Annotated in this window: 18 protein-coding genes and 2 pseudogenes; 14 read left to right on the top strand and 6 right to left on the bottom strand. The window is 68.5% G+C overall.

All coding sequences use genetic code 11. From position 1 onward, the window contains the following. Positions 1–35 precede the first annotated feature (35 nt). Positions 36–1,178: a mandelate racemase/muconate lactonizing enzyme family protein gene (locus ABZY11_RS25600; RefSeq protein WP_356481375.1), complete on the bottom strand. Its 1,143-nt coding sequence runs from the start codon at positions 1,176–1,178 to the stop codon at positions 36–38. Between the two features lie 235 nt (positions 1,179–1,413). Between ABZY11_RS25600 and ABZY11_RS25595 the strand changes: the two genes are divergently transcribed. The 7 genes from ABZY11_RS25595 to ABZY11_RS25565 all read left to right on the top strand — a co-directional run bounded on the left by ABZY11_RS25595 (position 1,414) and on the right by ABZY11_RS25565 (position 11,222). Continuing rightward, positions 1,414–2,415, top strand: a complete 1,002-nt coding sequence (locus tag ABZY11_RS25595) for a LacI family DNA-binding transcriptional regulator (RefSeq protein ID WP_356481374.1) — start codon at positions 1,414–1,416, stop codon at positions 2,413–2,415. Positions 2,416–2,524: 109 nt separating this feature from the next. Further along, a complete protein-coding gene (locus ABZY11_RS25590; RefSeq protein ID WP_356481373.1) occupies positions 2,525–3,865 on the top strand; it encodes an extracellular solute-binding protein in 1,341 nt (446 codons plus the stop codon). A 7-nt stretch (positions 3,866–3,872) separates the two neighbouring features. Further along, complete coding sequence (locus ABZY11_RS25585; RefSeq protein ID WP_356481372.1) at positions 3,873–4,823, top strand: sugar ABC transporter permease; 951 nt, start codon at positions 3,873–3,875, stop codon at positions 4,821–4,823. Further along, positions 4,820–5,698, top strand: a complete 879-nt coding sequence (locus ABZY11_RS25580) for a carbohydrate ABC transporter permease (protein WP_356481371.1) — start codon at positions 4,820–4,822, stop codon at positions 5,696–5,698. Before ABZY11_RS25585 ends, ABZY11_RS25580 begins: the two co-directional genes overlap by 4 nt. 104 nt (positions 5,699–5,802) lie before the next feature. Beyond that, entirely contained in the window at positions 5,803–8,094 is a 2,292-nt protein-coding gene (locus tag ABZY11_RS25575; RefSeq protein WP_356481370.1) for a hypothetical protein, read from the top strand. A 12-nt stretch (positions 8,095–8,106) separates the two neighbouring features. Then, positions 8,107–10,329, top strand: a complete 2,223-nt coding sequence (locus ABZY11_RS25570) for an FAD-dependent oxidoreductase (RefSeq protein WP_356481369.1) — start codon at positions 8,107–8,109, stop codon at positions 10,327–10,329. A 26-nt stretch (positions 10,330–10,355) separates the two neighbouring features. Beyond that, positions 10,356–11,222: an NAD(P)-dependent oxidoreductase gene (locus ABZY11_RS25565; RefSeq protein ID WP_356481368.1), complete on the top strand. Its 867-nt coding sequence runs from the start codon at positions 10,356–10,358 to the stop codon at positions 11,220–11,222. Positions 11,223–11,859: 637 nt separating this feature from the next. Here ABZY11_RS25565 and ABZY11_RS25560 read toward each other — a convergent pair. Further along, positions 11,860–13,404 carry an FMN-binding glutamate synthase family protein gene (locus tag ABZY11_RS25560; RefSeq protein ID WP_356481367.1) on the bottom strand — a complete coding sequence of 515 codons (1,545 nt, stop codon included), beginning with the start codon at positions 13,402–13,404 and terminating at the stop codon, positions 11,860–11,862. Between the two features lie 852 nt (positions 13,405–14,256). On the opposite strand from ABZY11_RS25560, the gene ABZY11_RS25555 reads away from it, so the two are divergent. Next, positions 14,257–14,433, top strand: coding sequence for a hypothetical protein (locus tag ABZY11_RS25555; protein WP_356481366.1), 177 nt, complete (start codon positions 14,257–14,259; stop codon positions 14,431–14,433). A gap of 386 nt (positions 14,434–14,819) precedes the next feature. Here ABZY11_RS25555 and ABZY11_RS25550 read toward each other — a convergent pair. Further along, positions 14,820–14,906, bottom strand: a pseudogene (locus ABZY11_RS25550) (hypothetical protein); the annotation flags it as partial. A 277-nt stretch (positions 14,907–15,183) separates the two neighbouring features. On the opposite strand from ABZY11_RS25550, the gene ABZY11_RS25545 reads away from it, so the two are divergent. The 4 genes from ABZY11_RS25545 (at position 15,184) to ABZY11_RS25530 (ending at position 17,548) form a co-directional block, all read left to right on the top strand. Beyond that, complete coding sequence (locus ABZY11_RS25545; RefSeq protein ID WP_356481365.1) at positions 15,184–15,963, top strand: HipA family kinase; 780 nt, start codon at positions 15,184–15,186, stop codon at positions 15,961–15,963. A 251-nt stretch (positions 15,964–16,214) separates the two neighbouring features. Continuing rightward, positions 16,215–16,850, top strand: coding sequence for a hypothetical protein (locus tag ABZY11_RS25540; protein WP_356481364.1), 636 nt, complete (start codon positions 16,215–16,217; stop codon positions 16,848–16,850). 58 nt (positions 16,851–16,908) lie between these two features. Continuing rightward, complete coding sequence (locus ABZY11_RS25535; RefSeq protein WP_356481363.1) at positions 16,909–17,241, top strand: DUF6204 family protein; 333 nt, start codon at positions 16,909–16,911, stop codon at positions 17,239–17,241. A gap of 70 nt (positions 17,242–17,311) precedes the next feature. Continuing rightward, positions 17,312–17,548 (top strand): hypothetical protein, encoded by a 237-nt coding sequence (locus ABZY11_RS25530; protein WP_356481362.1) that lies wholly within the window; start codon positions 17,312–17,314, stop codon positions 17,546–17,548. Positions 17,549–17,651: 103 nt separating this feature from the next. On the opposite strand, the gene ABZY11_RS25525 is transcribed toward ABZY11_RS25530, so the two are convergent. Together ABZY11_RS25525 and ABZY11_RS25520 are read right to left on the bottom strand one after the other, a co-directional pair. After that, positions 17,652–18,905, bottom strand: a complete 1,254-nt coding sequence (locus ABZY11_RS25525; RefSeq protein ID WP_356481361.1) for an MFS transporter — start codon at positions 18,903–18,905, stop codon at positions 17,652–17,654. 122 nt (positions 18,906–19,027) lie between these two features. After that, complete coding sequence (locus tag ABZY11_RS25520; RefSeq protein ID WP_356481360.1) at positions 19,028–19,888, bottom strand: class I SAM-dependent methyltransferase; 861 nt, start codon at positions 19,886–19,888, stop codon at positions 19,028–19,030. 884 nt (positions 19,889–20,772) lie between these two features. Between ABZY11_RS25520 and ABZY11_RS25515 the strand changes: the two genes are divergently transcribed. Then, positions 20,773–21,309, top strand: coding sequence for a DUF2087 domain-containing protein (locus tag ABZY11_RS25515; protein ID WP_356481382.1), 537 nt, complete (start codon positions 20,773–20,775; stop codon positions 21,307–21,309). Between the two features lie 2 nt (positions 21,310–21,311). Continuing rightward, the gene (locus tag ABZY11_RS25510) at positions 21,312–22,760 is read left to right on the top strand and encodes a leucyl aminopeptidase (protein ID WP_356481359.1); all 1,449 of its coding nucleotides are present in this window, start codon (positions 21,312–21,314) and stop codon (positions 22,758–22,760) included. Positions 22,761–22,934: 174 nt separating this feature from the next. Here the strand turns inward: ABZY11_RS25510 and ABZY11_RS25505 are convergent. Further along, positions 22,935–23,743: pseudogene (locus tag ABZY11_RS25505) on the bottom strand (RiPP maturation radical SAM protein 1); the annotation flags it as partial.

Here is a 23,743-nt window from a genome sequence, read left to right as displayed (position 1 = left end):
AGGTTGGGCCCGCACGGCCGACCGGCCCTGCCCGGCTACCAGTTGGTGAACGCCCCGTCCGCCGTGCGCAAGTGCGGGCGCTCGGCCGCCGCGGCCTGGTACCGGCGCGCCGCCTCCCGGTCGATGCCGACGCCGATGCCGGGCAGTTCGCTCGGCTCCACCCGCCCCGGCAGGATCGTCGGCCGCGCGGTGAAGAGGGCGGCGATGGCCGGATCGGGGTCGGTCTGGTGCTCCTGGATCGCCACATTGGGGCAGGCCAGGTTGAGCTGGAGCGAGGAGGCGGCGGTGACCGGGCCGAGCGGGTTGTGGGTGGCGAGCTTGATGTGGTGGGTCTCCGCCATCGCCGCGATCTTCTTCGCCTCGGTCAGGCCCGCGGCCACCCCGACGTCCACACGCGCGTAATCGATGAGGTCGTCCTCGATGAGTGTCCTGAACTCCCATTTGGAGCCGTACTGTTCACCTGCGGCCAGCGGCACGCCGGTGCGGGCCCGCAGCATGCGGTAGCTGTCCGGGTTCTCACAGCGCAGTGGGTCCTCGACGAAGAATGGGCGGGCGGCCTCGATCTCCCGGCACAGGGTCAGCGCCTCCGGCGGATCCAGGCGCGTATGGACGTCGAGGATCAGCTCCACCTCGTCGCCGACCGCGTCCCGCACCTGGTGGAAGAGGTCGACCGAGCCGCGCAGGCAGCGGCGGGCGTCGAGCGTGCCGTCGGCGTCGTGCGGCGAGGCGAACCGCAGATGACGCCAGCCCTCGGCGACCAGGTCGCGGCAGCGGTCCAGGAACCAAGCGCGGTCGTGGTAGCCGTCGCCGACATGCACATAGGCGGGTACGTGATCACGCACCCGGCCCCCGAGGAGCTCATGCACCGGTACGCCGAGCGCCTTGCCGCGGATGTCCCAAAGCGCCACGTCCACCGCTGCGATGGCGGCGCCGAGTATGCGGTCGGCGGGGAAGAACCCACGCCGGAACATCACCTGCCAGAGGTGCTCGATCCGTCGCGGGTCCTCCCCGACGATCAGCTCCGCGAGGTGCTCGAGACCGCCCGCGACCGCCCGTTGGCGCGACCTGATGCCGACCTCGCCCAGGCCGTGGATGCCCTCGTCGGTGTCGACCACGACCAGCATCATGCTGTCGCCGTGGTCGGGGAGAGTCAGCACTTCCAGGCCGGTGATCTTCATTCCACTCCTCTATGAAAACGTTCCCGCAATTTCAGTGCCGTTCTTGAGAACACATCATCGGCAGCAGTCGAGTCGAAGCGCAAGACCCGTGCATCCAGAAGGTTTCCCTCGATGAAATACTCCTGACACACGTCTTGACACGCCATGGGAACGTTCGCAAGCATCAACCGCATTCGCAGGATCCAGATGCGAGACGACCGGGGTCCCCCGGCTCAAGACGACGAGGAGGCCGTCCGTGGCAGTAACGATCCGGGAGGTGGCGAGCGCCGCGGGCGTCTCGGTGTCGACGGTGTCTCGTGCGTTCACCGCACCCGACCAGGTGCAGCCGACGACGCGGCAGCGCATCCTCGATGCCGCGGCCAAGCTCGGCTACTCCCCCAACCCGGCGGCCCGTTCACTGCGCGGCGGCGGCACCGGAACGCTCGGTCTGATCGTCCCGGACATCGCCAACCCGTTCTTCCCGCCGATCATCAAGGCGATGCAGGCCCGCGCCCGGCACCTGGGCTACACGGTCCTGGTCGCCGACAGCGACGAGCGCGAGGCGGACGAGATGGCCGCCATCGCGGCCGTATCGAAGCGGGTCGACGGCCTGATCCTGTGGGCCTCCACCCTCACCGAGGACCGGCTCCATGAACTCGCGGGCCGGATGCCACTGGTGGTGGTGAACCGTCATGTGCCGGGCATCCCCGAGGTCCGGATCTCACTGTCCGCCGGCATCGCGCAGGCCGCCGAGCAGTTGAAGGCGTACGGTCATCGGCGCTGCGTCTTCATCAACGCGTCCCGCGCCGAGCTGAGCCGCGGCAAATCCATCCAGGAGTCCTTCGAAGCGCTCGATCTCTCCCTGTCCGAGCTCGGCCCGTACGAGCCGCGGTTCGAGACGGGCGTGCACGCCGCCACCCTCGTCGCCGCCCACGACGCGACGGCCGTGATCGCCCACAACGACCTGGTCGCCCTCGGCGTGCTGCACCAGATGGCCAACCTCGGCGTGAGCGTGCCGCGCGACGTCAGCGTCATCGGCATCGACGACACGCTGCTCGCCTCCGTCTCCACCCCCAGCCTCACCACGATCAGGATCGACCCCGAAGAGATCGCCACACGCGCGGGGGACCTCCTGATCGAGACGATCGCGAGCACAACAGGCCGCACTGGAAAAGGACTTGAAGTCACTTCCCCCTTCGTGGAGATCGGCTCCCGCCTGATCCCCCGCGCCTCGACGGGCCCCGCACCCGCCCACTGATCCACGGCGCGCACCACCACAACGAGCAAAACACCGCACCGAGCCCACTCCTGCCCTTCTTGGAGCCGTTATGCCCAGAAATTCCCGCTGTGCGGCCATACTTGGCTGCATGGCGCTGACCGCGACCCTCGCGGGCTGTTCCTCCCTCACCCCGAGCAGCGCCGGCGGGGACGGCGATCTCGTGCTGCGGGTGCAGGGCATGCCGCCGGCCACCGACAAGCCGGGGCTCGCCCTGTTCAAGAAGCAGGTGGCCGACTTCGAGAAGGCCAACCCGGGCATCAAGGTCAAGGGTTCGACCACGGTCTTCGACCCGCTGACGTTCTCCGCGAAGCTGTCCGGCGGCAATGTCGAGGACGTCATCAAGGTGCCGCTGACCGAGCCGCAGCGGCTCATCCAGCAGAAGCAGGTGCAGCCGATCACCGGGCAGCTCAAGGAGTGGAAGCACTTCAAGGAGTTCAACCCTCAAGTCCTCCAGCCGCTCACCGACAGCGCCGGCGACGTGTACGGCGTACCGCAGAATCCGTACGCCCAGGGCCTGGTCTACAACCGCGAGCTCTTCGAGAAGGCCGGCCTCGACCCCGACAGACCGCCGACCACCTGGGCGGAAGTCCGCACCGCCGCCAAGAGGATCAGCGACAGTACCGGCAAGGCGGGCTTCGTCCACGAGTCCAAGGACAACCAGGGCGGCTGGCAGCTGACGATGCTGTCGTACGCCTTCGGTGGCGAGCTGGAGAAGGAGCAGGGTGGCAAGTACACCGCCACGCTCACCGGGGAGCCGACGAAGAAGGCGTTGCGCCTGCTCAAGGACATGCGCTGGAAGGACGATTCGCTCGGCAAAACCCTGCTCAACAATCAGAACGACGTGATCAAGCAGTTCGCGGCCGGGCAGGTCGGCATGTTCATGGGCAGCCCGGGGACATACCGACTGGCGAAGATGCAGTTCGGCATGGAGAACACCGACGCCTTCGGAGCGGCCCCGATGCCGCAGTCCGGCGGCGACGCGACACTCACCGGCGGCGACATCTACATGGTCCCGAAGTCCGCCGACAAGAAGCATGCGGCGGCCGCCGTCGAGTGGCTGACCTTCGCCTACGCCAAGCCGCAGTACAGCACCGACATGGCCGCCGAGCAGGCCAAGGCGCTCTCTGCCGACCCGAAGTCCGCGGTGGGCGTGCCGACGCTGCCGGTCTTCGACAAGAAGCGGCAGGCCGAGATCGACGCCGCGATCAAGCCGTACGTCAATGTGAAGCTGCAGAACTTCAAGCCGTACATCGACGGCCTCTCCACGCTGAAACTGAAGCCGGAGCCGCCGTACCAGGCGCAGAAGCTGTACACCGCGCTCGACCCGGTGGTCCAGGCTGTGCTCACCAAGCGCGACGCCGACATCGACTCCCTGCTGGCCTCGGCCGAGAAGGACGTCAATGTCAAGCTCGCCGCGGACCAGAAGTAGCCGGCCCATGGCCCTGCTCACTCCGTCCCGGCGCCCGGCCGCTGTGTCCAAGGAGCCCGTGCCGCCGACCCTGCCGCAGCGGCGGCGTGGCACCGGCGCCCGCAAGCAGCTCACGGCCTGGCTGTTCCTCGTTCCCGCGCTGTTGGTCTTCGGGCTCTTCGCCTGGTGGCCGATCGTGCGCAGCCTGCTGATCAGCTTCCAGAAGACCAACCTGGTCGAGCCCGCGGTCTGGGTCGGCCTGGACAACTTCCGTACGCTGTTCGACGATCCGCTGCTCGGCACCGCCGTCGGGAACACCCTGTTCTTCGTGGGCCTCGGCCTGCTGATCGGCTTCCCGGCGCCGCTGATCCTGGCCGCGATCATGTCGACGGTGCGGCGCGGCGCGGGCGTCTACCGCTTCCTGGTGTATCTGCCCGTCGTCATCCCGCCGGTGGTGGCGATCCTGCTCTGGAAGTGGTTCTACGATCCCGGGAGCGGGCTCTTCAACAACGTCCTCGGCAAGGTCGGACTCGGCCCGTACTCGTGGCTGGAGTCCTCCGACAGCGCCATGCTCTCGCTGGTCCTGGAGTCCACCTGGGCGGGCATGGGCGGCGCCGTCCTGATCTACCTCGCGGCGATGGTCGGCATCCCCGGCGAGCTCTATGAGGCCGCCGAGGTGGACGGCGCCGGGATCTGGCGGCGGATCTGGCATGTGATGCTGCCCCAACTCCGGTCTGTCATCGGACTGTTGCTGCTCGTCCAGCTGATCAACACGGTGCAGGTCTTCACCGAGCCGTACGTCTTCACCGGCGGCGGACCCGAGAACTCCACCCTCACGGTCCTGCTGCTGATCTTCCGGTACGCCTTCCAGGACGGCGAGTACGGCCAGGCCGCCGCACTCTCCTTCCTGATGGTGCTCGCCCTCGCCCTGCTCTCCGCGGTGTATCTGCGGGCCACCCGCAGCTGGAGCACGTCATGACCACGCTCACCACCTTCGTCTCCACCAGCGACCGCCAACGCCCCGGCGTACGCGCCGCAGTGCGCTCCATCCAGGTGTTCACCCTGATCCTGCTGCTGCTCATCGGCATCGGACCGCTGTACTGGATGATCAAGGGCGCGGTATCGACGCCCACCGAGCTCACCACTCAGCCCCTGGCCCTCTGGCCGGACCGGCCGGCCCTGGGCAACTTCTCGGCGGCGTACACCGATCTGAGTGTCGGCCGCTATCTGATGAACACCTTCCTGGTGGTCGGCGGATCGTGGTTCGTGCAGCTCTTCGTCTCGGCCACGGCGGGCTTCGCCCTATCGGTGCTCAGGCCGAGGTTCGGCAAGGCCGTCTACGGGGCGATCCTCGCCACGATGTTCGTGCCGTACACGGTGAACATGGTCAGCCTCTTCATGACCGTGATCGATGTGCCGTTCCTCCACCTCAACCTGGGCGACACCTACTGGGCGATCTGGCTGCCGGCCGGCACGAACGCCTTCACGGTGCTACTCGCCAAGCAGTTCTTCGACGCCCTGCCGAAGGAGCTGTTCGACGCGGCGCGGGTCGACGGGGCGAGTACCTGGCAGCTACTCACCAAGATCGTGCTGCCCATGAGCAAGCCGGTGCTCGCCGTGATCAGTCTGCTCGCGGTGATGCACTCCTGGAAGGACTTCATCTGGCCGCTGGTGGCCATCACCGACCCCGAGAAGCAGCCGATCAGCGTCGCTCTCGCCCAGCTCGCCACGCAGGCTCCGCAGGACCAGCTGATCGCCGCGATGGTGCTCGCCGTCGCCCCGCCGGTGCTCGTCTTCGTCGTCTGCCAGAAGTACATCGTCGCCGGGCTCGGCTTCACCGGAGTCAAGGGCTGAGTTCCACCGGAGCCAACGACCGAGCCATCGACTCCCCCATCACACCTTCCGCTTCGGAGCCTTCGGAGCATCCGGAACACCCCGACCAAGAGAAGGGCACCTCCATGTCAGTCGCCCGCCGCAGATTCATCCAGGGCACGGCCGTCGCCACCGGCGCCGCACTGCTGCCGACCGTTCCCGCGTACGCCGCAGACCCGGTCACCATCGAGGCCGACGGCATCACCCTGGTCGGCCGCAGCGACGGCAGCGTCCTCGTACAGGACGGTGCGGGCGCCGACCGCATCCTGCTCAGCCACTTCATGATCAAGGACACCGCGCTCGGCCAGCAGCGCACCTTCGGCGGAACGCCCGCCCGGATCACGCTCCCCGACGGGCGGCCCGCGATTCAGGTCACGTACACGATGGCGAGCGCCGCGTCCGGAGTCACGGTGCGCGGCACCTTCGACGTCACCCCTCACAAGGCACACATGAAGTGGGAGGTCAGCGGCTCCAGCACGCTCACACCGGCCGGCTTCATGTTCTCCCGCACGGTGTACGGAGCGAGCGCGGCGGAGTCGTACGAAGCGCTGACCGTCTGGGAGCGCGACGCCCGAGGCGGCATTCCGTACGAGGTGAACGCGGGCGGCGCGTACGTGGAGACGTGGGCGGGATCGAAGGGCTTCTTCTGCCTCTCGTCCACCAACCCGGCGAGCACGAACGCCACCTGGGTCCATTCCCCCGGCACCTCGACCGGCGCGAGCACCGCGGTCACCGAGGCCGATCTGGTCCTCGGCGATCTGCGGCCGCGCGGGGCGGGAGCGCTCGCTGCCAAAAGGCCCCTCGGCGTGGAGGTGTGGACCGACCAGCCGTTCAACCTCTACAAGGCGGCCGGGCAGACGATGACGCTCAAGGCGCAGGTCGTCAACGGCTCCGCCGCGGCCAGGACGGTGACGCTCACCTGGTGGGCGCGGGACTTCGGCGGCAAGAAGATCGCCGGTGGAACGCTCTGCAAGAGCCTCGCGGCGGGCGCCGCCTGGAACGCCTCCTTTCCCCTGACCTCGCCCTCGCAGAACATCGTGTTCACCGAGGTGGAGGCGGTCAGCGGCAATGACAAGGCGCTGGCCCGCACGAATCTGAGCGTGCTCCCGGAGTTCGCGTACAAGGCGGGCAAGGAGTCGATGTTCGGCCTCGCCAACTACCCCTGGCTGCTCAAGCCCGGCAGGGACGCCGTACTCGGGCTGGTCAGGACCCTCGGCATCAAGTGGATCCGCATCGCCTACGCAGGCGCCCCGGGCATCGACACCGCGACTCTGGACGCGAACGGCATCGGGCACAACGTGGAGCTGAGCGGCATCCCCGTGGGCGGTAGTCCGGAGCAGATCGCGGCCTGGGCCGACACGAATGTCGCCAAGGCCCTGGACGCCGAGGCCGCGTACTTCGAGGTGAGCAACGAGGTCAATCAGCCCTGGATGTCGGGCCGCGGCGCCGACGCCTACGTCCGGGACGGTCTGCGCCAGGTCACCACGCGCCTCGAAGCGGCGGGCTCGCGGATGAAGGTCATGAACGCCGGCCTCGGCGGCATGGACTACGTATGGACCAAGAACTTCCATGACGCGGGCGGCTGGGACCTCATCGACGCCTTCGCCTTCCACCCCGGTCGCGGCAACTTCACGCCCGACTTCGCGCCGCCGCCCGAGGAGTGGACGCAGGGGTCGTCCGGCTCGTACTGGAACTTCCTCGGCGCACTGCGCAAGGCGAACCAGGTCCTTCAGGAGTACGGCGGCGACAAGGAGCTGTGGCTCACCGAGGCGTACGCACCGACCCGGCCCAACGCGTGGTGGAGCGACACCTACCGGCACGCCGCCGAGAACACGCTGCTCACGCTCGCTCTCGCCAAGTCCGAGAAGGTACGCGCCGTCAACTGGTACCAGCTGCACGACTCGACGATCCACCACCCCCAGGAGGCCGACCCGGCCAACCCCGAGTACCACTACGGCCTGATGAACCGCGACACCAGCGCCAAGCCCTCGCTCCTCGCCTTCGCGACCGCCGCCCGGGTCCTGGACGAGGCCGAGTTCGTCCGGCATCTCGCCTTCGCGGACCAGGACATCAAGGGGCTCCTCTTCACCACTCCCGGCGGACCGGTATCGATCATCTGGAGCCGCAAGGACGGGTACATCCTCAACTCCGAGCACAGCGAGGATCCCTGGTACGCATCGCCCGAGCCATGGATCGACACCTGGACGACCAAGACCACGGTCGTGGCCCACTCGGGGACGGTCAACGGCAGGGTGCGGGAGCTGAACTGCATCGGCCAGGAACGCTCCCTGAAAGCCTCCGGCGGCCGGATCGCCCTCACCATCGACGGCGCCCCGCGCGTCTACTACGGTCTCGCCGCCAATCCCGACTGGAAGTAAGTGACGTACGACATGAGGAATGAAACCGCACGGCACGACATCACCGTCGTCGGCGGCGGCCTGGCCGGGGTCTGCGCGGCGATCGCCGCGGCCCGGCTCGGCCGGAGCGTCGCGCTGATCAACAACAGGCCGGTGCTCGGCGGCAACGCGAGCAGCGAGGTCCGGGTCTGGGTGTGCGGTGCCACCGGCCACGGCAAGAATCACCATGCCCGTGAGGGCGGCATCATGGGCGAGTTGCTCGTGGAGAACCAGTTCCGCAACCCGGACGGGAACCCCTACTACTGGGATGCCGTGGTCCTGGACGCCGTGCGCGCCGAGCCCGGCATCACGCTCTACCTCAACACCGATGTGCGCGAGGTCGACGCCGAAGGTCCGGACGAGGCCCGGCGGATCACCTCGGTCACCGGCTGGATGATGGGCTCGGAGCGGCGGATACGTTTCGAGAGCTCACTCTTCCTCGACTGCACGGGAGACGGCCTGGTCGGCCACCTGGCGGGCGCCCACCACCGCATCGGCCGGGAATCGCGCACCGAGTACGACGAGGCATGGGCTCCGGAGACGGCCGACGACATCACTCTGGGCTCAACTCTCCTCTTCTATACGAAGGATGCCGGTCACCCGGTCAAATTCGTGCCGCCGAACTTCGCCAAGGACATCACCCGGACCTCCATCCCGCAGCGCCGCATCATCAAGGCGGGCGACAACGGCTGCGCGTACTGGTGGATCGAGTTCGGCGGCGAGCTCGACACCGTCCACGACAACGAACGCATCCGCGACGAGCTGTGGTCGGTGATCCACGGCATCTGGGACCACATCAAGAACTCCGGCGAGTTCGACGCGGCGAACATGACCCTGGAGTGGGTGGGCTCGATCCCCGGCAAACGGGAGTACCGGCGCTTCCTCGGCGACTACGTCCTGCACCAGGGCGACATCCTCGGCCAGACCGAGTTCGCCGACCGGGTCGCTTTCGGCGGCTGGTCGATCGACCTGCATCCGCCGCAGGGCATGTACGCCACCGAGGCAGGGGCCAGACAGCTCTACGCGGACGGCATCTACCACATTCCGTACCGCAGCCTCTACTCGGTGAACACCGAGAACCTGCTCTTCGCCGGGCGCAACATCTCCGCCAGCCATGTGGCCTTCGGCTCGACCCGCGTCATGGCGACCTGCGCCACGATCGGCCAGGCGGCCGGCACGGCGGCGGCACTCTGCGCCACCGGAGATGTCACCCCGCGCGAACTGCCCGTACCCGAGCTGCACCGGGCGCTGCTGAGCCAGGATGCCTCGCTCATCGGCCTCGCCTCGACGGACCCGGAGGACCTGGCCCTGCGGGCGACGGCCACGGCATCGTCCGCCTTGAGCGGCTTGGCAGTCGAGGACTCCGACGAGCTATGGCCGCTCGCGGCGGACGCCGGACTCGTCCTCCCCGCGGACCCGGACCTCTCCGGGGTGGAACTGCTCGTCGACGCCGACCGCGACACCGAGATCGTGATCGATCTGTACGACCCCGAACTCGGCCAGAACTACGTCCCGCGCCGCCTCGTCACCTCCACCACCCTGCCCGTCGCCGCCGGTGCCCGGCAGTGGCTCAAGACGGGCCTGGACTGGTCTCCCGAAACCCCGCGCAACGCCTTCCTGGTAGTCCGCGCCAACGACGCCCTCGCTCTGCACCGCTCCGACCGCCCGACCCCCGGCGTCCTGTGCTTCACGCGCGTCCCGCTGCGCCCGTCGGACGAATCGCCGCAGCCGCTGCGCGAGTGGACGGACACGGGTCTGCTGCGCCGCACCTTCTGCCTCCGTACGGGAGAGACCGCGGCCTACTCCCCCGCCAAGGCCATCGACGGCTATGCCCGCCCGTACGCGGGACCGCACATGTGGGTCTCCGCACCACTGGCGGACGTCCCGTCCCCCTGGCTCGAGTTGGCCTGGCCCGAACCGGTCGCCCTGGGCCGGATCGAGGTCATCGCCGACGACGACGTCAACGAGGACCTGATCAACTTGCACCACCACCGCACGCCCTTCGACACCCTCCCCACCCTCCTTCGCGACTACCGCGTCGAGGCACTGGATACTGACGGCGCCTGGCGCGTCATCGCCCGTGCGGCGCAGAATCGGCGGCGACGCGAGACGCACACGTTGGCGGAGCCGGTCACCACATCGGCGATCCGGGTCGTCGTCGAAGCCACCAACGGGGCGGCGTCGGCGCACGTCGTCGCCGTGCGCGCCTACGAGTAGAAGCACCGACGCAGGAGAGTGACTGGATGGTCGGAAGAGCGATGGTCACCGGGGCCGCCGGGCGGATCGGGCGAGCGGTCCTCGCGCTGCTCGCCGAGCGCGGGATCGAGGCGAACGCCCTGGTCCTCGATGATCCCGGTGATCTCGCGGCGCGCCTGGTCGTGACCGGTGACGCCGCCGATGCGAAGACCGTGCAGGCGGCTCTGGAGGGCGCCGACGCGGTCATCCACCTGGCGGCGATCCCGACTCCCGCGCGCAACACCGCACTTGAGGTCTTCGCGGGCAACAGCCTCTCCACCTTCACCGTCCTGGAGGAGGCCGGCCGGGCCGGGATCCGGCATGCGGCGGTGGCAAGCTCCTGGGGTGTCACGGGCCTGCCCTGGACGGACGTCGAGGATCCGCATCCGCCGTACGCACCGGTCGATGAGGCGATGGCCTCCCAGGTTGCCGACCCTTACGGCCTGTCCAAACAGGTCGACGAGCTGACAGCGCAGATGATGGCGCGGCGGCACGGGATGAGCGTGGTGTGCCTGCGCTATCCGTACGTGGGCGGATTCGAGGAACGGCTGCACGCCCACGCCGCCCGGCTCACGGCCGACCCGGCCGCGGGGGCGAGGGACCTGTGGACGTACCTCGAGGTCCATGACGCGGCGAGGGCCGCGCTGCTGGCCTTGGACGTACCCGGCCGTGCGGCGCACGCGGTACACCTCTGCGCCCCCGAGATCATCGTGCCGTACCCGACGGAGGAACTGCTGCGCCGCTATCACCCCACCACCGTGCTGCGGCGCCCGCTGCCGGGTCGCGCGGCGCCGGTCGACACCTCGGCCGCGCGCAGGCTGCTGGGGTTCACGGCCCAGAATCTCCTCGGTCACGGGGCGGTTCCGCCGAGTTGAGATCACGACAGCCACCGAACCACCGCAGATGGGAGAGAACAGGACGTTTCCCGAGTCCGGGTGACGTACCGAGTGACATCCACGACGCCTCCATCAAATCGTCGTCAGCCGGGCGAAGGTGAACGGCGCGCGGCCAGTGAGGCCGGCCGCCTCTGTCATCGACGCGACCCGTGAGGCCGGCCGACTGTGCCGTGACCCCAGGCAGGGGTCGGCCCGGGCTACTGGGTCTTCAGCGGTGACTGCTCCGGTCACGGCAGCGTGCGGGACCGGGGGGTTTACAACGGTTGGCAATCCCGCATGTGCACTCCTCCCGTTCCTGCCCGTCACGGCTGCACCGTAGGAATCGAGGCAGGTCTGCGCAACTGCAGCGGACCCAGCGGACCCTTGTCGGTATCGGCGCAGCCGAAGATCTCGCGGCGTGTTACGACCAGCCGGAGTCTTTCTTCATGGCCGGTCGAGGAAGTGCGCCGAGAGCCGACCTCCGACGAAGGCGCCGACGACTGGGATGCGGCGGTGCCCTCAGCCACGTGTGGCTGAGGGCACCGCCGGCCGGGCTCAGCGTGGAGTCGGCGTTCGGGCGGCCGACCGCCCCGTACCGGCCGGCCTCGCAGATCGGGCACCGGCAACTCGTCACACGTCAGCCGGCAGGCTTCTGGAAAGGGGTCGGTTTGACGGTGAGCAGCGCGGTGATCTCCTGGGCGAGCTCCGGGCCGAGTTCACCCCAGCCGTCCTTGTAGCCGTAGACGCTCGCCAGGGTGCGGGCGTCGTAGTCGCCGTTCATGATCTCGATGTCGGTGGTGGTGATGAGTGCCGGGTGGGCGACGCCGACAGCTCCCGAGACCTTCAGCAGCTCCTTACGCAGGGTGCGCAGGTAGACAGCGGCCCGGGTGGCCTTCGAGGGCGCGTCGACGCCGCGCACCAGCCACGGGTTCTGGGTGGCGATGCCGGTGGGGCACTTGTCGGTGTGGCATTTCTGCGCCTGGATGCAGCCGATGGACAGCATTGCCTCGCGGGCGACGTTGATCATGTCGACACCCAGGGCGAAGGCGACGGCGGCGTTCTCGGGCAGGCCGAGCTTGCCGGAGCCGATGAAGGTGAGGTCGTCGGTCAGACCCCGCTCGGCGAACGTGCTGTAGACGCGGGAGAAGCCCATCCGGAACGGCAGCGACACCGAGTCGGTGAAGATCAGGGGAGCCGCCCCGGTGCCGCCCTCGCCTCCGTCGATGGTCACGAAGTCGACCCCGCGATCACCACGCGCCATCAGCGAGGCCAGCTCCTGCCAGAAGCTCATCTCCCCCACAGCGCTCTTGATCCCGACCGGCAGACCGGTCTCGGTAGCGAGCAGCTCCACGAAGTCGAGCATCGAGTCGACGTCGTGGAACGCGGTGTGCCGAGAGGGGGAGGCACAGTCCTTGCCGGCCGGGATGCCGCGGATCCTGGCGATCTCGGGGGTCACCTTCGCGCCCGGCAGCATCCCACCGAGCCCCGGCTTGGCGCCCTGGGAGAGCTTGATCTCTATCGCCTTGACCGGGGCGCCTGCGACCACGTTCTTGAGCTTGTCGAGGTTGAAGGTTCCGTCCTCGTTGCGGCAGCCGAAGTACGATGTCCCGATCTGGAGGACGAGGTCACCGCCGTTGTGGTGGTACTGCGAGAGGCCGCCCTCGCCCGTGTTCTGCATCGCGCCGGCCAGCGCCGCGCCTTTGTTGAGCGCCGTGATGGCCGCGCCGGACAGCGATCCGAAACTCATCGCCGAGATGTTCACGACGCTCGCCGGCCGGAAGGCCTTGGCGCGCCCGCGCGGGCCGCCCAGCACCTTGGCCGAGGGCAGCGGGGCCTGCGGGTCGTGCAGATCGGGCAGCGTGCCGGCGAACGTCCGCTGCTTCACGTACGCGTGCCCTTGTACGTGCTCGACGTCTACGTCGGTTCCGAACCCGAAGTAGTTGTTCTCTTCCTTCGCCGAGGCATAGATCCAGGTGCGCTGGTCACGGCTGAACGGGCGCTCTTCCTCGTTGGACGTCACGACGTACTGGCGCAGTTCCGGCCCGATCGTCTCCAACAGGTACCGGGCGTGCCCGATCACGGGGAAGTTTCTGAGCAGTGCGTGCTTCTTCTGGACGAGGTCGCGGGCAGCCACCAGCGCCAATGCTGTTGCGGCGGCCGCGCCGATGCTCCGAGCGCGCATGAACGTTCCTCTCCTCGGCTGCTCGATACCCGACTCCATCGCTGTGCGGCGGATGTCGTGGGCGTTGGGCGGCGGACACGGCCAGGCAGGCATCGGCGTCCGACGACGAAACGCCACATGATGTTAGAGGTCTCGCGGATGGGCGGACGGGGCAGGGTGCGTGAGTCCGGCCGCGCCGCCGGCATCCCTTGCACGAGTAGTTCCGAATGCTGTCGGTCCGTCCGGAGGCACAGGGAGGGTATTCAAGATCGTTTTGTGACGAACGAACGCTTGGACACCCTCATCACCGGACTGTATGTGAAGGTCGACGACACGATCGGAGAGAGCCGATGCCTGGGCAAGCCACGCAGTTGAGCGATTCCGAACTGGTCTGTCCGGCCGTCGCGCAGGCTCTGCCGCGCTTCGTCTCCCGCCGCCGTCGAAAATCCAGTGCAAGACCAGGCGCTGCCACCGGAGCAGCCGGGGTCTGAACGGGACAGGGCGGCCAGCGCCAATTTCCCGCAGGAGCCGGAAACCGCCGCCCCAGCGAACGAGAACTCAGAAACCAGCGGCACGGCAGTTGAACCTCAACCCAGCCGACCCGACCCAACGCACACCCAGGCGCGGAGGAAGAATCCGGGAAGAACGGTCTCACCGCGTCGGAGCGTCGCCTCGCCGCACACGACATCGTGCTCGGCACGGCCGCAACCGTCGGCACTGTGCACCTGGTCTGCCACCGCGACATGTGGGACTTCATTCAGGAACATGCTGCGGACCTCCCTCACTTCCGTGCCCGGCCACACCCTCCGAAGAAGGACACGATCGGCTACGGATCACCCTGTCGGCCGGTCCGTCATTGGTGTGCTGATCGCTATGCGCAGCACGCGGGCCAAGAGCTCGGAATACGGGAAGGACGACGGCACCTGGGCCCTGTCCGGCGCCGTGTACGAGCGGCTGGCGCACGACCTCACCACCACCAACCGCAGCGGCACCCAGCCCCTGACCGTGATCTTCGACGACGGCGTCGGCGACGACTCCGACTCCCAGTGACCTGACCGCGCCGACGCCGCCGACACGCCCCGACCCGCTGGACGTGGGCTACGGCAAGTCGGCAAAGCGCCCCGTGCACAGTCGACGGCCGCGAAGTCCGAGAGCAGAGCGGAAGGCCGCAGTCGGTGCGTCGGCCTACGATGCGAAGTGCCTCGTCCCTCGGCAGCTGCAATGCCGAGGGACGAGGCGTTGTTACGGGTGGCTGTCCGAGCCAGATGATGTCCAGGACGGCCAGGTGCCGGGTGAGCCGGTTGATCACGTGGACGACGGACGGCTGCCCGACGGAAGCGGCGCGGACGTCCTCGCCTTCCGGGTCGCCGGTGTTCCACCGGGGCCAGCCCCACGGGGAGCGCATCGCGATGTCCAGGACACCGCGGACCGTCTCCTTACCGCGGTCCCGGCAGATGCCGCCAGGCACACCCGCTGGTCAGCACATACACGATCGCCGTGAACACGGCCCGCTCGTCACACGGAGCGGTCCCGCCGCCCTACGGACGGGAGCTGAACGACGACAGCAACGGAGCGACCAGTTCCCACGGACCGTCAGGAACCAGCCGCTGCGACAGATCGACACCCACAAGCGGCAATGACGCCCCACTTCACCTCATCACCATGTGAGGCGTCCTCTTAATCCCGAGATTTCTGGTGCATCACACTAGCCGCTGTTACCCAGCCCTTTGGGGCCAAAATGATGGCGAGAATCCATCTGCTCCCGTGGATCACGTTCCGGCCCCGGATAGGGTGATCCGCATGCTGCAAGAGGTGAAAGGCACCCAATATCTGACCGCCCTGCGCAAGGGCGGTTCACTCCCGGGCATCATCGAGGCCGACAACGACGGCACCTACGTGGTCAAGTTCAGGGGAGCCGGTCAGGGCACCGCGGCGCTGGTCGCGGAGATAGTGGTCGGCGAGCTCGGGCGGCACCTCGGCATCCGCGTGCCCGATCTGGTGCTCCTCGACGTGGGCGGCAAACTGGCCCGCCGCGAACCGGACCAGGAGGTTCGGCAACTGCTGAGCGCCAGTACCGGCCGGAACCTGGGCATGGACTTCCTGCCGGGTTCGGTGGACTACGACGGCATCGAGTGGCGGGCGCCGGCCGAGGAGTCCGCCCGGATCTACTGGCTGGACGCCCTGACGGCGAATGTGGACCGTACCTGGTCCAATCCCAACCTCCTCGTCTGGCACCGGAAGTTGTGGGCGATCGACCACGGTGCCGCGTTGGTCTTCCAGCACTCCTGGCCCGCCGTGGACGGCTGGGTCGACCGGGACTACGGCATGGGCTCGCACGTCCTCTCCGAGCAGGCGGCCGGTCTCGGCGCGAGGGCGCTCAAGGATCTCGACGCCGAACTGGCGGGTCGCGTGACGGCCCAGGCTCTGGAGGAGATCCTCGCGCTGGTGCCGGACGACTTCCTGCTGGCCCTGGACTCCGCGAACGGCGCCGACGCGGCGTCCCTGCGCGAGCGCTACTGCGAGTACCTGCTGGCGCGTTGCTCGGGCGGACGCGACTGGTGGCCTGAGGCAGCCGCGTGACCGCTCAGCCCTTGGCGCACCCCGGCTTCGACCACGCGCTCCCAGGCACCTGGGACCCAGCGCCGAACTGGACCGGCTGACACACCGCCTGGTGCGCTGACGCCGCACCCACCGCAGGCCTTCGACTCCCGAGGACGTCGCGTGCCGGACATGGTCAGCGCCGTGGTGAGCAGGGACGCGACACAGCGGACTTCGCCGCTTCGGCCCTTCCCGAGGCCTGCCTGGGATGCAATCTTGTATCTCAATGGTCGGTGAAGGAGGCGGTCACCATCGGCAAGCGGCTCACCCGGCAGCAGGACCGGGCACTCACCCGAGAACAACTCCTGCGATCGGCGTCCGTACTCTTCGCCGGGCAGGGGGCGAGCGGGACCTCGATCGCGCAGCGCGCCGAAAGCCCCGGCTCCGCCCGCAGGGCGTTCTACGGCGATTTCGACAGCGAGCACGAACTCGTCCTGGCTCCCCTCAAGCAACGGACGCAACGCGAGTTCGAGGAGGTCCGGGCGATGAACCGCCATGCGGGGACCTTCGGCCAGACACTCGGAACCCCGCGTTCCTGGCACCGCCGACATGACAAGAACCTCGCTTGCCGACTCACACTGCGCACCGAACTGCGTCTCCACGGCTCGCTCGACCGGAAGTTGCCGCCCGTGCCAGCAGACCGCGAGCGCCGTTCCCGAGCGCGGGTCGTCAGCTTGTACGCCGGAATGGTGGGACTGGCCAGAGTCCTGTGGGCCCCTCGCAGGCGGCGCACTCGGCGAGATCCGCACCAAGACGTTTGTACCCACTTGCAGCGTTCGCTTTACTGGACAGCCGGTGACCTCGTACCAGTCACCGGTCTGCTGTTCCGGCGGCCGCACCACCGGGTCCGGCCGCCGTACACCGCGTAAGCGCTACCCGGCGGCACCCGCCGCCACCACACCACGAAGCACATCTGGAGACCCCGGCATGAGCCGTTCGACCTATCAGGTCATCACCCAGGGCAGGTTCGCGCCCCTCGATGACGAACAGCGGGCCGCCTTAATCGCACAGGCGGACGACCACGGCGTGCTGACCGCCCGGTTCACCGAGGAGGGAACGATCACCTACGACCTGCCGTTGTACGCGTTCGCCTTCCGCGTCCTGATCCCGGTGGGCGAGGACGACACCGAGCGACTCGTCCTGTCGAAGGCGGAGGAACTCGCCACCGCGGCAGTCCGTGAACTCGGCGCCGGCTGCCAGGACCTGCGTTCGAGGTCCTCGGACCTGGCCCGTATCAAGGTCCGAGGGACAAAGCGCTGATCCGTCGGTGCGGTCCCGTGCGTGGCAGGGCGCCGGGCGGGACCGCACCGGGAAGTCGGCGAACGCTCTCATGACACCTGATGACGTCATCCTGTTGATGTCCGGCCCAGCCGTGCGCCATGTCTTCCCGGCGGTCGTCCTCGGCGCAGCGACCCCCGCCGAGATCCTCTCGGCGCCGGGGCCCGGCGCTCCGCGGGCAGCCCCGGCCGAACGGACACGAGGCCCGAGAAATCCTCTCCCCTACCTGCTGGTCGCCTCACCGGGCACCGGCCCGGGCGGGCGTACCGCCTCGGGCACCGCTTCCTGATACGGGGTCAAGGCCATGCGCTCCCCCGCCGAGGCCGGCGCCGCCCCGTCCGACTCGCGGACAACCGTCGTGCCGCCACGGTGAAAGCGGGTCGAGAGAGCCGTCACCGTTCGGCCACTGCCGGGTCGGCCGGCTCGGCGGTGGCCTCGGTCTCCCCGCTCTCCTTCTTTCCCGTGTCCAACTGTCGCAGTGCCGGTAGGGCCACTACCACCAGGGCCAACACACCCCACGACACAGCGAGAAGCGCTCCGGTCTGCCGCAGCCCCATCCACTCGACCAGCAGGCCGGCGCCGAGCGTACCCAGGGGGATGGCCGTCATCGACACCGCGTTCTGCAGACCGAGCACCCTGCCCCGGACCTCCTGCGGAATCCTCTCCGTGACCAGGACGAGGAACAGCGAGGCCAACGGTCCGGACCCGAAACCCGCGAATGCGGCCGCCACCAGCATCACCGGCACCGGAGGGAGCAGGGCAAGTCCCGTGATGCCGACTGTGGACATGACCTGAGCCGCCACGAAGACCGTGCGCCGGGACCAGCGTGAGCCGAAGGCGGCGTACAGGCCCGCGCCCGCGATCCCGCCCACGGCCAGGCAGGACACCACCAGGCCGAAGCCACCGGGCGATCCCTCGCCGACGAGATACACAGGCAGGACGAGGTTCTCCAGCGGTGCGAGGACGACCGCGCTTCCCGCCGACACCAGCGTGACCGCACTCAGAACCCGGTCACGGCGCAGCACGCCGAACCCACGCGCGACATCGGCTCGAAGACCGCCGTCCCCGGGTGAGGGAACGGATTTCAGGCCGATGCCCTTCGGAAGAGTCAGCGTGACGAGCGCGGCGAGGGCCGAGCACGCCGCAGTGAGCCACAGTACGGTCGTCGGGTCTGCGATCATGATGAGTCCCCCGGCCGCGGCGGGCCCGAGGATCACCACACCTCCGCTGACGCTCTCCCGCAGTCCGGCCAGACGCTCCATGCCGATCCCGGCGGCGGAGGCCACATCGGGGGCCAGAGCCTCCCTGGCGGTCATCCCCGGCACGTCGAAGACCACACCGGCGACACCAAGCACCACGAACCAGGCAACCGTCAGCCCCGAGAGCCCGTCGACGACCGGCAGCGCCGCGACGCAGGCGGCGGACGCGAAGTCCGCGCCCACGGACAGTCGGCGGCGGCCGACCCGGTCAATGAGTACTCCTCCGGCCACGGCGGACAACAGCATCGGCAACGCGCTCGCGGCGGCCACCAGGCCAACTGCCGCGGCGTCGCCGGTGCGCAACAGCACGAGCCAGGGGAGGGCGATGGCCGCCACGGTGTTTCCGAGAAGCGACAGCGCATGGGAGAGGAGGTACCGGGTCAGCACTGCGCCAGTATGGCAGGGGCATCGAACGCCACCGATATCACAATGGCGCGATCACTCTGCTCTGAGGGGAGGCGTCCCGTTCAGGCATGACGCCAAGGCGTTCCTGTGCGCCTGGTTCCGTCTCAAAATGCATTCCTGCTTCCTGCGTTCTCCGTTCCGAAGGCGTACCGGGAGATGTGGCCGACTCGCCGCAGCACGGGAAGCCGCGACAGGACTTCGGTGTCGAACCTGAGCCGGATCCGCAGGGCGCGCGGCAGATGGCGGAGATCGACGCCGTCGGCGGTGGCGTAGGCGCTGACCGCTTCGACCAGCCGCAGTCCCGGCACGTCGCGCTCCAGTTCGCGAGGGTCGTCCACGCCCCAGGCCAGCCGGGCGCCGGTCTGACGGAACAGCGCCATGGAGCGCGTGGAGCGGACGGCGAACCGGGCGTAGGTGTCGAACACCATCTCACCGCGGGGGAAGCGGGCCACGAAGTTCCGCAGGGCGCGCGGCCCTTCGTCTGCGGCCAGATACATGGTGAGGCCCTCGGCGACCACGAGAACCGGCCGGTCCGTGGGGATGCCGGCAAGCCAGTCGGCGTCGGTGACCGATGCGGCGATGGCCTCGTGGTCCGCCAGGGGCCGGTAAAGCTCCTCGCGAAGTTCGATCACCTCCGGCTGGTCGACGTCGTACCAGCGCACTGCCGGGCCCGGTGCGATGCGCTGCGCCCGGCTGTCCAGGCCGCAGCCGAGATGGAGCACGGTGGCCTGTGGGTGTGCTGTGAGGAACTCCCGTACACGTCGGTCGAAGTGACGGGCGCGAAGGGCTACACCGACGGCATTCGACTGCCGCATCCCGAGCCGGCTGAAGTCGTAGTCGAGCTTGTCGATCAGCGCAGATGCCGTCTGATCGCCCAGCAGCGGCTGGGGCGAGCGGGCGTCCAGGGCCCGTGCGTAGAGGGGGGCGAGCAGGGTCTCGGCCGCGCCGGTCAGGGAAACCTTCATTTCCGGCCTCGTCGGACCAGGACGTCACGCATGCGGAGCGGTAACGGCTGGAAAAAGGACAGGTCAGGCATCACTTCGCCTTTCTGAAACCCGGGACGGGATATTGGCAGAAAATCTTCGCAATGCTGGGGATAGCGGATCCTTGAACGTCCTCATTCGATCGAGACCCTAGGGGACCTTCTTTGTCTTGACAAGGCTCCAGCGATCGTTCAGGCTTTCCGGTGGCCCTGGCGAAATTTCGGTGACGCATGACCGACTCGCATGACTGCCATATCATGACTGCCATATATCGAATGCGATGGACTTCCGTCAGGGGCAAGGGACGATTCACCTGCCGTGAACATATCGACTCCAGGAGAGATTATTCTGTGCCCGGTGTTCGACGCACCTCTCCTGTTTCGATGCCGTGGAACCGCTTGAGTGAATGCCGACTATGCGAATCTCGATTCCTCGGTCCGGCCCAGCGCATACGTGAATTGACCGAGGACTGCACGCGTCGTCGCGCGGACGCGGCGCAACGCAGCGGCTGTGCTGATCGGCTACGACTCGGTGGCGCTGGGCGACCGGCGCCCGGCTGTTCCGGGCCGTCACCGGCGGAGCCCGCCACCGGGGCGTCCCGCGAAGGCGCGAAGGTGATCGCGCTCGCGTTCCGTGAACAGTCCTCGGCCCACCGGGCACCACCCGTCGAGGCCCCCGCAGGCGGGACCCTCGGCGGCCCCGGTACCCCTCCCCCTCAGCACGCCGGCCCCGCGCCGGCGGCCTGGCTGAAAACGTACTCATTCGCCGAAAGCCGCTTTCAACGCTGACCCCGGATCACTGTACTTGTAGAGACGCCCGAGGCTCCGACGACGATCGGCCCCCGGAACGACGACGGAATGGACATGATGAACACGGCCCCCACCGAGGACCATTCGCCCTCCTGTCGCGACTTGGTCGGTCTCCTCGCCCAGACCGACCGGCGCGCCGCCTTCGCGGCCCTCGCCCTCGGCGCGACCTCCGTGGCGGAGGTCGCCGAACTGGCCCGACTCCGCCCGCCGGCCGCTGCCGCAGCCTTGCAGAAGCTGGCGGACGGCCGGATCGCCGCCTTCGACAGCGAAAGGCGCACGTACACGCTGCTCGACGACACGTTCCGGCTCGCGGTCCAGGCCGAAGTCAGGGTCTCCGGCCGGGGCGGCGGAGACAGGGCGGGCTCCTACTTCCGCCGTGGCCGGCTCACGTCCATTCCGGGCAAAGCGGAGGTACGCGGTCGTGTTCTGGCCGTTGTGAAGGACTCGTTCGAGGTCGGCGTGACCTACTCCGAGGCCAAGGTCAACGCCATCTGCGGCGAATGGTTCGACGACTGGGTGAGTCTGCGCCGTGCCCTCGTGGACGAGGGTCTGTTGCGCAGGAACGGGTCCGGCACCACCTACGAGCGCGTCTGACGATGGCGCGCATAGTGGCCGGCGACGCGCGCACACCCGCGGATGTCACCGCGCGTGCCTGGCACACGGGCACGCCCGCCAGTGCGTTCTGCCGCCGCCGCGGTTTCGTGGCCCGGCCCGGCCAAGTCGTTGCCGAGCCATCACCCGACGGCCGCTCGGTGATCCTCAACGTCGGCCTGGGGCCGGCCCCTTCCGCCACGGTCGCCGTCTTCCGCCGGGCAGCGGCCGCCGCCGTACGGGCTGCCGGGCCGGCCCGTAGCCTCCGTCTCGATCTCGCCCTGGCGGATGACGGTGATGTGCCGGCTGCCGACCGGGCCCGCGCCGTGACGGAGGGGGCCGCGCTCGCCCTGTACCGATACGACGAGTACCGCTCGGGGAAGTCGGTGAGTCCCCTGACCGAAGTGACGGTGGCGACCGCGTCGGCGGCTGAGCACAAGGCCGTGGCCGAAGCGCTGGCCGTCGCCGACGGGACCTGTCTGGCCCGCGATCTCGTCAACTGCCCGGCGGGTTCTCTGACACCCAGGAAGTTCGCGCACCGGATCGAGGGACTGGCGGAGGCCACCGGTCTGACCTGCACTGTCTACGAGGACCACGCTCTGACCGATCTCGGCCTCACCGGTCTGGTCGCCGTCGCGCGGGGCTCCCGCGAACCGGCCCGGTATGTGGAGGTCGGGTACACGCCACCGGCCGGCTCCTCGGCGCCCACGGTCGGCTTGGTCGGCAAGGGCATCACCTTCGACTCCGGTGGGCTGTCCCTCAAACCGTCGGACCAGATGCATGCGATGAAGGCCGACATGGGAGGCGCCGCGGCGGTGGTCGGAGCGCTCGCCGCTCTGCCCCGGCTGAGCCTGCCGGTGCCGGTCCGCGCCTACCTGCCGCTGGCGGAGAACATGCCGGGCGGCGGTGCGCTGCGCGTGGGCGATGTCGTACGGCACCTCGACGGTACGACCACCGAGATCACCCATACCGACAACGAGGGCCGTGTGGTCCTGGCCGATGTCCTGGCCCGCGCGACCCGCCCGGGCCCTCACCGCGCCGAGCTCGTGATCGACGTGGCGACCCTCACCTCGGCCGCCATCCATACGCTCGGCACCCGGACCGGTGCCCTCTTCTCCCCTGACGACCGGCTGGCCGAGACGATCCTCGCAGCTGCGGACCGGGCGGGCGAATCGCTCTGCCGGCTGCCGCTCCTCGCGCATGAACGCCGGCACCTGCACTCCGCGGTGGCCGACCGCGTGAACTGCTCCCACCGCCACGGCGACACGATCCAGGCGGCCCTCTTCCTCCAGGACTTCATCGCCCCCGAAACCCTCTGGGCCCACCTCGACATCGCGGCGCCCGCATACAACAACGAGGCCCCGTACGACGAGACTCCGCATGGCGGCACGGGTTTCGCGGTGCGCACGTTGATCGAGACACTGAGGCTCTTCTCGACGAGTCGGCCGTCCTGACCTGCCGCGGGCAACGGAGATCAGCAGGTCATGGCAGCGGTTCCGCTGGACTGCATGGGCCGCATGAGCCGCATGGACTGCATGGGCCGCATGAGCTACCGAAGCAGGTCTCCGCGGGAGTGAGTCCTCCTTTGGGCGAACGGTTCCCGAGAAAGGCGAGCAACCCTGCATGTTTCAGCCGGACTTGCGCACCGTGCTGGTGAGGGTGAGTGGTACGGGGTTGCGGGTGCGCCGGGGTGTGCCCTTGGGGGGTGGGGTGCGGTAGGCCGAGGGGTGTTCGCGTACCGCGAGTGCGATGACCTTCGTGCCTTCGATGTACACCCACCTGTCACGCTGCCAGGTGTGGAGCGTTTCCAGGGCTTGCTCCCAGCGTTCTCCCGTCCACTCCTGCCCTTGGAGGTCTCGGAACCGGGTTCCGCCGATGACGGCCCGGAAGAGGCGGGCGTCGGCGTCCCGGAGGACTGCTTCACGGTGCGGCAGTCCGGGGCGGTGGTCGTGGAGGACGACGGAGTCGAATCCGAGCCGGTAGGTGAAGCGGGCTTTGTCGTGGTGGTTCCGCCAGAGTCGTACACGGGCGGCGAGGCGGCGTCGGATCTCGGTGTTGCTTTCGTCGTCGGGGAAGTCGCCTTCGAAGTGGTAGGCGACGTTCCACAGGTCCTCCGCCGACAGGTCGGGGTAGACGTACCGGTATCCCGGCAGGGGCCGTGAAAGCGTGAGCCCGTAGGAATCGGGATGTTCCACGTACGGACTGAAACGGTCGAAGTGCACAGCGAGAACGTCGTTGTCCGGTGGTTCGAGGTGGCTGAGTGACGGCACCACCGCGATCTGGGTGAGCAACGATTCCGGTGTCTCGTTCGGAAAACCGGTGAGGATGTTCCATACAGGCACCACTCCGTATTCGGCGCAGCCGAGGAGGAAGCGTATGTTCTGGAAGGCAGTGGCGCCTTTTTTGAGCAGGCGAAGTCCTTCGGTGCTCAGGCTCT

Source organism: Streptomyces sp. NPDC006510, assembly GCF_040611955.1.
Lineage (GTDB): Bacteria > Actinomycetota > Actinomycetes > Streptomycetales > Streptomycetaceae > Streptomyces.
This window is presented reverse-complemented; position numbering and strand designations above follow the sequence as displayed.